Below are 8,415 nucleotides of genomic sequence, written 5' to 3' on the forward strand. Positions count from 1 at the left end.
CCTCGAACCACCCAAATGATGCGCCGGAAAGACAGGCGGCCCGCTGCCGCACATGATTCGCACAGCCCCTCTCCCCTATCCACACCCGAATCAAAGCAGCTACGCGCCCGAAATGAGCTTCCGCCTTTGAAAAAGGCGGAAACGACATGCGCAGATTCGGGCCAGGCGCACCTTGTGTCCGCATCAACCCATGGGCACTGAGCCAGGAGTCTGCAAGACTCCATGCGTTTTCACGCGGCAATAACCAGCGGAAATCCGCGCCTGCGTGCGGGTCAATTCCTGTTGCAGAAAAGCCTGTCCAATCAGCAAGGCGCGAATCGTTGCCCGCGCATCTCCCGCACAGGCTTCAAGTACGGCATCAACCTCACGCTCGCTGATGGACATGGATTCGCTGGAACTCATCATCCGGCACTGTTGCGACATGGCTTGTCTCCTGAAATCCAGAAGAATGGATTCCATAAGAACAAACAAAGAACAATAGGAGATGGCAACATCCACCCCATTCCACAGCATCATGGTATATGCGCAGAAATATGAGCTGCCGTGCGGCAGGCGCTCCACCCGTGGGCACGAATCAAACAGCTGGTATCAGAGCGTCATCGTCACAAAAAAGGGAGGCCAAAGCCTCCCCCTGTCTCGCAATATGGCGATGTTTCACCACACGCCGACATTCGGCATGGAAACCCAGGGCTCTGCCGGGGGCAGGCGCTCCCCCTTCTGCAACAGCTCCACGGAGATCAGATCCGGCGAGCGGATGAAGGCCATCCAGCCATCGCGCGGCGGACGGTTAATGGTGATGCCGGCGGCCTGAAGTCGGGCGCATGTGGCGTAGATATCATCCACCTCAAAGGCCAGATGGCCGAAATTGCGGGCCGAGCCATAATCCTCTTCCGAGCCCCAATTATAGGTCAGCTCGATCAGCGGCGCATCGGGTGCCGGTTCTTCCGCAGACAGGTCGGCCGGTGCCGCCAGATAGATCAGCGTGAAGCGCCCTTCCTGCGATTCCATGCGCCGCACTTCCTTCAGTCCCAGATGGGTGCAGAAAAAGGTGAGCGACGCCTCAAGATCGCGAACACGAATCATGGTGTGCAGATAACGCATGCTGTTCCCCGGTATGCTGCGTGAATAATGCCCCGGCCGGCCGGAAAACCGGCGCACCGAGCCCTCTTCTGGCGATAAGGCCCGCCGGATATGGCCAAACCATGCCACCCCGGCATGTGGGCCTGAGAAAAGGCGTCACAAGAGTGGAATGCACGCGAAACATGACAACCGCTCAATATGGCCTGTGGATGCCGCCACCAAACCCGCCGACATTGGAAACTTCCCGCTTCACCGGCCCATTTCGCATGATTTCATCACAAGCCTGACCTAGGCTGCGCACGATTCATCATGAGGTGAGACCATGCGCCTGCCACCCCGGAACAAATATCGCACCCTGCTCAACCGTTCCGGTGCAGGAGAAGGCGTCGTGGCTGATGCCGGAGCGGAAGGCTCCACCCACGGCATGGGCTGCGCCTGCCATACGCCCGAGGTCATGGCCATCTATGCCCGGCTGAATGGCGCGCTCTCCCGCCGCTCCGTACTGGGCGGGCTGGCCGCTGGGCTGGCCCTGCCCCTGCTCTCCGGCCTGCCGAAGCCAGCCCAGGCCAGCCCTTCCGGTCGCCTGCTGCTGGCCAATGCCCGCATCTTTGATGGTGTGGAAGGCCGGCTCATTGAGGGGCACGATGTGCTGGTGGAACAGGATCGCATCGCCGCCCTGCCCGCAGCGGGCGAAAGGGCCGCAGACAGCCTTCAGCATGTGGAGGTGATTGATTGCGGCGGGCGCACCATCATGCCCGGCCTGATTGATTCGCACTGGCATGCCTTGCTGGCCGCCGTGCCGCAGGCCGTGGCCATGACGGCGGACATCCCCTTCCTCCATCTCGTCGCGGCGGAAGAAGCACACAAAACGCTGATGCGCGGCTTCACCACGGTGCGCGATGTGGGCGGGCCTGCCTTTGCGCTGAAACGGGCCATTGATGAAAAGCGCCTGCCCGGCCCGCGCATCTTCCCCTCCGGGGCCATGATTACCCAGACTGGGGGGCATGGCGATTTCCGCAGCCGCAACGAACTGCCCCACTCCCTTGAAATGGGGCTCAGTGTTTCGGAACGCGCCGGTATCGCCTCCATTGCGGACGGGGCAGACCAGGCCCTGCGCGCCACCCGCGAGCAACTGCTACTGGGGGCCAGCCAGATCAAGGTCATGCTGGGAGGCGGCGTCTCCTCACTGCATGATCCGCTCGATTCCATCCAGTTCACACCGGCTGAAATCCGGGCCGCAGTGCAGGCGGCGGCGGATTGGGGCACCTATGTATGCGCCCATGTCTATATGTCCGGCGGCATCAACCGGGCCATCGACCATGGCGTGAAATGTATCGAGCACGGCCAGCTGGCCGATGAGGAAACCGCCCGGCGTATTGCCGGCGAAGGAATCTGGTGGAGCATTCAGCCTTTTCTGGCCGATCTGGACGCCAACCCGAAAAGCCTGCCCGAGCAGCAGCTTCAGCAAAAGCAGATCGCCGAAGGCACGGTACGATGCTTCGAGTGGGGGCAGAAGTTCAAGGCGAAGATGGCCTGGGGCACGGATATATTGTTCAATCCCGCCGGCACCCGCGGGCAAGGCCGCCAACTGGCCAAGATCGCCCCATGGTTCGGCGCCGCCGAAACCCTGCGCATGGCCACCAGCCATGGCGGCGAACTGCTGAAGCTTTCCGGCCCGCGAAATCCCTATCCTGGGGATCTCGGCGTTATCCGCCGGGGCGCATGGGCTGATCTTCTCGTGGTGGATGGTGACCCGCTGGAAAATATCAACCTGATCGAAGATCCGGAACACAACATGAAGCTCATCATGAAGGGCGGGCAGATCTTCAAGAATACGCTGGCCGCCTGAGCCGTCCCAAAGGGCGCGCGGGGGATTTACCCCCGCTTCCCCGAAGCCTATTTCTGCTTGTCCGCCACCGGAACAGCACAGCGCGGTTCGCGTATCACACCGCGCTTGCGGCCGGCAGCCTTCCCCGGCGCATCATTCCGTGGTGCCATCTGCGCCTGCACCGACGCCCTTACGGTCTTCCCGCCGCTGGCGACAGGGGTCTTGTCAAACTCTTCCAGCGAGCTGCGCAAGGCTGTCAGCGTGCGCTCGATATGCTCGGCCAGAAGGCGGCTTGCACGGTCTGCATCGCGCGCCAGCGTGGCATCGAAAATGGCCTGATGTTCGGCGTGCAGATCACGCGGCACTGGCGGGCTGGAAAGCGCCATGCGCCGGTAACGCTCCGATTGCTGGAACAGCAGCCCGATAATGTGATGCAGCCAACGCGAGGGACAGGCCGCAATCAAGGCGCTATGAAAATCACGATTGCGCGCCTCATAATCATTGATTGCGCCCTTGCGGTCTTCCATCAGGCGCTCTTCCACCTTGGAGAGACGATAGAAGCTGGCCACAATCTGGCTTTCCCAGGCTTCATCCCCATGGGCAATGGCCTGACGCAGCGCTTCCGTCTCCACCAGAACGCGCACGCGGGTGAGATCCTCGAAATCCTCCAGCGAGGCCGGAGCAACCCGAAACCCGCGCTGGCCTTCGGATGTCACCAGCGCCTCACCCAGCAGGCGGGTCAGCGCCTCTCGCACGGTGGAGCCAGAAACATTATAGCGACTGCGCAGCTCTTCCATCCGCAGCTTGGTGCCGGGGGCGAAGACCCCATCCAGAATTTCCCGGCGCAGGGTTTCATAGGCCCCTTCTACAAGGGTCTTGCTGCCGGAAAGGCTCTCGCCACCCAGATCCGCCATTCTGCGCGGCGCCCGCGCAAGATCAGCACCCTTCTGGCCATCGCCATCCAGATGGTCACCTGCCAGCGTTTCACTTGCCTGCTTTTGGCCTGCCTGCCTGTCGCCTGCGGTTTCCATCAAATACCCTCTGCCGCCGCACCTGCTCCGGCGCTCCATAACGGAACACATTCTCATAGCGGAAAAAACGCCGCCTGTTGATCTTGATACCGGTATTGCGGCCCCTCTCCCACGCTGCACGGTCAGTTTGTACGAACATTTCAAAAATATCGACATTTTGTTTGACCGTCGATTTATTATGCCATAGATTTTTCCCCAACAAGAGACAGGCCCTCAAGGGCCCGCCCGCGCAAATAGCGCCACCGGGAGGATGAGCATGAGACAGATCCGTCTTTCCGCGGCATAGGGCCGCCTGCGCCCGCCAGCTGTGCATTCCGGCCGTGCGGGTCCGCATATTTCCAAACATCACACTTTCCGCCCCGGTCATGGCAAAGCCCATCAAACCCGGAGCCGGATAATGAAAGCCCCTGCCCTTACGGCAGAGGGCCAGCCAAGACCCCTGTCTGGACCGGCGTCATAAGCCGGCCAGGCGCATGCGTTTTTCTGGGAGGATATGAAATGGCTCTTCGCGGCGTGCTTCGCCCCGGCTTCATCCAGCTTTGCACCATGGATATGGACGCATCCGTGGCGCATTACACTCAGCGTGTTGGCCTTCACAAGGTGATGGAAGGCCCGGATGGACGCGTCTATCTGAAATCCGCCGATGAGTTCGACCACCACTCCATCGTGCTGCGCCCGGCCGAGAGCGCCGGTTATGACGCCATGGCCTTCAAGGTCTATGAAGATGCCGATCTCGACCAGTTTGAAAAGCGGGTCCGCGATTATGGCTTCGAGGTGGATCATATCCCCGCCGGCGAACAGCCGGGTATTGGCCGCCGCATCGGCTTCACGGTCCAGTCCGGCCATCGCATCGAGCTTTACGCCCATGCGGACGCCTCCGAGCCGCAGCCCCGCATCGTGAACCCGGATGTGTGGGAGCTGGAGCCCCACGGCATGGCCGCCCGCCGCTTTGACCATGCACTGTTCTACGGCCCCAATATCGCAGACGTGCTGGATTTTTTCACCACGGTGCTCGATTTCAGCCTGGCCGAAAAAGTGGAAACGCCGGACGGCATTCTGGGCATCTGGCTCACCTGCGGCATGAAGGCCCATGATATCGCCTTCGTCTTCTTCCCCGAGCCGAACAAGCTGCACCATGTCTCCTTCGAGCTGGAGAACTGGCAGGCGGTGGGCAATGCGGCAGATATTCTGACCCGCTACGATATTCCGATTGATGTCGGCCCCACCCGCCACGGCATTACACGCGGCCAGACCATCTATTTCTTTGACCCCTCCGGCAATCGCAACGAGGTCTTCGCCGGGGGCTACACCTACTATCCCGATAACCCCACCCGACGCTGGGAAGGTGACCAGATCGGCAAGGCCATTTTCTATTATGAGCGCAAGCTCAACGAAGCCTTCCTCTCGGTCGTGACCTGACGAGGCGCACAATGGCTATTTCCCGCCCCCGCAGAACCATTTGCGCAGAGGCCGCCCGCGCCGCCGTGAATGCCGCCGTGGCCCATGGCCCTGAGGCCCGCAAGGTGCCCGTGGTCGCCGCCGTGGTGGACGCCAGCGGAGACCTGATCGCCCTGCTGCGCGGTGATGGCGCCTTCAAGGCATCCACCACCATTGCACAGGACAAGGCCCATACAGCCGCCGTGTTTGGTGTCTCCACAGATGCGCTGGATGACGGCCTCGGGGCCGGCTCCACCCTGCATCAGGGCATTGCCCTGAGGCCCGGCGTGGCGCTGTTCGGGGGCGGGTTTCCCATTGTCGAAAATGGCGAGGTGATTGGCGGCATCGGCGTGTCCGGCGGATCGGAAGACGATGACCGGGCCTGTGCGCAGGCCGGCCTTGCCGCTCTGGGGCTCGCAACATCCGGGCTCGCAACATCCAGCTGAGCACCCCCACCGGCACCGGACCAACACGACACCCTGCATCAGCCTCCCTGCCCGCAACCGGGCAGGGGACACGCGACAGACAGGGCCCACAGGATTGAGGAGAAACCACATGTCCACTCACACTGCGCGCCCGAGCATTGAGAGCGCCCGCCGCGATGCCGCGCACTTCATCGATGGCGCCTTCACGCAGGGAGCCACCGGCAAGAGCTGGGAGAACCACTGCCCGCTGGACAACAGCGTGATCGGCCATGTGCCGGAAGCCGGCAAGGCCGAGGTGGATGCCGCTGTTACCGCAGCCCGTGCGGCGCTGGATGGTCCGTGGGGCGAACTCACCGTGGCCCAGCGCACCGACATGCTGGCCGCCGTGGCAAATGAGATCACCAATCGCTTCGATGATTTTCTCGCCGCAGAATGCCTCGATACCGGCAAGCCCTATGGCACGGCCTCCCATATCGACATTCCGCGCGGGGCCGCCAACTTCAAGATGTTCGCCGAAACGGTGAAGAACATCTCGACCGAGACCTTCATTCTCGACACGCCGGATGGCGCCAATGCGCTCAATTACGGCCTGCGCCGGCCCAAGGGCGTCATCGCCGTCATCTCCCCCTGGAACCTGCCGCTGCTGCTGATGACATGGAAGGTGGGCCCGGCCCTGGCCTGCGGCAACACGGTTGTTGTCAAGCCTTCGGAGGAAACACCCCTCACCGCCACCCTCCTGGGTGAAGTGATGAACAAGGTGGGCGTGCCCAAGGGCGTCTATAATGTGGTGCATGGCTTCGGCCCGAATTCCGCCGGCGAATTTCTCACCCAGCATCCGCTGGTCAACGGCATCACTTTCACCGGGGAAACCCGCACCGGCGAAGCCATCATGAAGCAGGCCGCCGTGGGGCTGCGTCAGGTCTCCTTCGAGCTGGGCGGCAAGAACCCGGCTCTGGTCTTTGCCGATTGTGATCTCGACAAGGCTGTTGAAGGTACGCTGCGCTCGGCCTTCGCCAATTGCGGACAGGTCTGCCTCGGCACAGAGCGCATCTATGTGGAACGGCCCATCTTCGAGGCTTTCGTCGCCCGGTTGAAGGCCGGCGTGGAAGGGCTGCGTCTGGGCCGCCCGGAAGAGCCTTCCACCACCATGGGCCCGCTGGTGAGCATGGAGCATCGTGAAAAGGTGCTCTCCTATTACAAGGCGGCGGTGGATGAGGGCGCGACGGTTGTCACCGGCGGCGGTGTGCCGGACATGCCGGGCGATCTGGCCCAGGGCGCATGGGTCGAGCCCACCATCTGGACCGGCCTTGGTGATGATGCCCGCGTGGTGAACGAGGAAATCTTCGGCCCCTGCTGCCATATCCGCCCGTTCGATACGGAGGAGGAGGCCATCCGCCTCGCCAATTCCACCCGCTATGGCCTCGCCGCTGCGGTGTGGACGGAGAATCTGGCGCGCGCCCATCGCGTGGCCGGCAAGCTGGATGTGGGCATCTGCTGGGTGAACAGCTGGTTCCTGCGGGATCTGCGCACGGCCTTTGGCGGCTCCAAGCAATCCGGCATCGGCCGCGAAGGCGGTGTCCATTCGCTCGAATTCTATACCGAGCTGTCCAATGTCTGCATCAAGCTTTGAGGGAGGTAGAGCGGTGAGCGAACAGGCGATCAATACAGTCGCAGAACGGCTGGCCGAAGCCCGGCGCACAGGCATCGCCTGCGCCCCTGTGCGCGATCTTCTGCCCGAAGGGGCGCTGGATCTGGCCTATGCCGCGCAGGATGTGAACACAATGCGCGCCCTTGAGGATGGCCGGCGTCTGGTGGGCCGCAAGATCGGCCTCACCTCACGCGCCGTGCAAGCCCAACTGGGCGTCGATCAGCCTGATTATGGCATGCTGTTCGATGATATGGCCGTTCTGGATGGCTGGGAGGTGGCGAAAGGCCGCCTGCTCCAACCCAAGGTGGAAGCGGAAATCGCCTTCGTGATGGAGCGTGATCTCGACGAGGAACGCCTCACCATCGCCGATGTGCTGCGCGCTGTCGCCTTCGCCCTGCCCGCAATCGAGATTGTGGATTCACGCATCGCCGACTGGAAGATCGGCATTCTCGACACCATCGCCGACAATGCCTCCTCCGGTCTTTATGTGCTCGGCTCCACGCCGAAAAAACTGGAACATCTGGAACTGCGGACCGCCGGCATGGTGATGGAAAGTGCCGGCGAGCCGGTTTCCGTCGGGGCGGGTGCAGCCTGCCTGGGAGACCCGCTCTCGGCCGTGCTGTGGCTGGCCCGGACCATGGCCCGCGTCGGCCGACCGCTGAAGGCTGGTGATACCGTGCTTTCCGGCGCTCTTGGCCCCATGGCGACGGTGCAGTGGGGCAGTGTCTATGAAGCCCGCATCGAGGGGCTGGGCTCCGTGCGCGCCGCATTTGCGAAGGAAGACGCGTGATGAAGAAACTCCTGTGCGCGATCATTGGTTCTGGGAATATCGGGACGGACCTGATGATCAAGATCATGCGCAATGCATCGCATCTTGCGATGGGTGCGATGGTTGGCATTGATCCGAAGTCGGATGGCCTGGCCCGCGCGGCGCGCCTTGGTGTGGCGGTGACGCATGAGGGTATT

9 protein-coding genes and 1 pseudogene are annotated in these 8,415 nt (G+C 62.3%); 6 read left to right on the plus strand and 4 right to left on the minus strand.

Going from position 1 to position 8,415, the window contains the following annotated elements; translation table 11 throughout:
* Nucleotides 1-183: 183 nt before the first annotated feature.
* Both ACT6QH_RS01495 and ACT6QH_RS01500 read right to left on the minus strand, forming a co-directional pair.
* Nucleotides 184-516: a hypothetical protein gene (locus tag ACT6QH_RS01495; protein ID WP_444973046.1), complete on the minus strand. Its 333-nt coding sequence runs from the start codon at nt 514-516 to the stop codon at nt 184-186.
* A gap of 138 nt (nt 517-654) precedes the next feature.
* The gene (locus ACT6QH_RS01500; protein ID WP_444973047.1) at nt 655-1,101 is read right to left on the minus strand and encodes a VOC family protein; all 447 of its coding nucleotides are present in this window, start codon (nt 1,099-1,101) and stop codon (nt 655-657) included.
* A 301-nt stretch (nt 1,102-1,402) separates the two neighbouring features.
* Here ACT6QH_RS01500 and ACT6QH_RS01505 point away from each other — a divergent pair, with 301 nt between their 5' ends.
* Complete coding sequence (locus ACT6QH_RS01505) at nt 1,403-2,929, plus strand: metal-dependent hydrolase family protein (protein WP_444973048.1); 1,527 nt, start codon at nt 1,403-1,405, stop codon at nt 2,927-2,929.
* A 47-nt stretch (nt 2,930-2,976) separates the two neighbouring features.
* On the opposite strand, the gene ACT6QH_RS01510 is transcribed toward ACT6QH_RS01505, so the two are convergent.
* Nucleotides 2,977-3,939 (minus strand): GntR family transcriptional regulator, encoded by a 963-nt coding sequence (locus ACT6QH_RS01510; protein ID WP_444973049.1) that lies wholly within the window; start codon nt 3,937-3,939, stop codon nt 2,977-2,979.
* Entirely contained in the window at nt 3,893-4,306 is a 414-nt protein-coding gene (locus ACT6QH_RS01515) for a hypothetical protein (RefSeq protein ID WP_444973050.1), read from the minus strand. The genes ACT6QH_RS01510 and ACT6QH_RS01515 overlap by 47 nt, the downstream gene beginning before the upstream one ends.
* 131 nt (nt 4,307-4,437) lie before the next feature.
* Between ACT6QH_RS01515 and ACT6QH_RS01520 the strand changes: the two genes are divergently transcribed.
* The 5 genes and pseudogenes from ACT6QH_RS01520 to ACT6QH_RS01540 form a co-directional block, all read left to right on the plus strand.
* Nucleotides 4,438-5,358, plus strand: a complete 921-nt coding sequence (locus tag ACT6QH_RS01520) for a catechol 2,3-dioxygenase (protein WP_444973051.1) — start codon at nt 4,438-4,440, stop codon at nt 5,356-5,358.
* 11 nt (nt 5,359-5,369) lie between these two features.
* On the plus strand, nt 5,370-5,822 hold the full coding sequence (locus ACT6QH_RS01525; RefSeq protein ID WP_444973052.1) for a GlcG/HbpS family heme-binding protein: 453 nt from the start codon (nt 5,370-5,372) through the stop codon (nt 5,820-5,822).
* Between the two features lie 109 nt (nt 5,823-5,931).
* Nucleotides 5,932-7,431: a 2-hydroxymuconic semialdehyde dehydrogenase gene (locus ACT6QH_RS01530; protein WP_444973053.1), complete on the plus strand. Its 1,500-nt coding sequence runs from the start codon at nt 5,932-5,934 to the stop codon at nt 7,429-7,431.
* A 13-nt stretch (nt 7,432-7,444) separates the two neighbouring features.
* A complete protein-coding gene (locus tag ACT6QH_RS01535; protein ID WP_444973054.1) occupies nt 7,445-8,239 on the plus strand; it encodes a 2-keto-4-pentenoate hydratase in 795 nt (264 codons plus the stop codon).
* Nucleotides 8,239-8,415, plus strand: a pseudogene (locus ACT6QH_RS01540) (acetaldehyde dehydrogenase (acetylating)); the annotation flags it as partial. The gene ACT6QH_RS01535 and the pseudogene ACT6QH_RS01540, both read left to right, overlap by 1 nt.

It is taken from the genome of Haloleucobacter albus, from assembly GCF_052492075.1.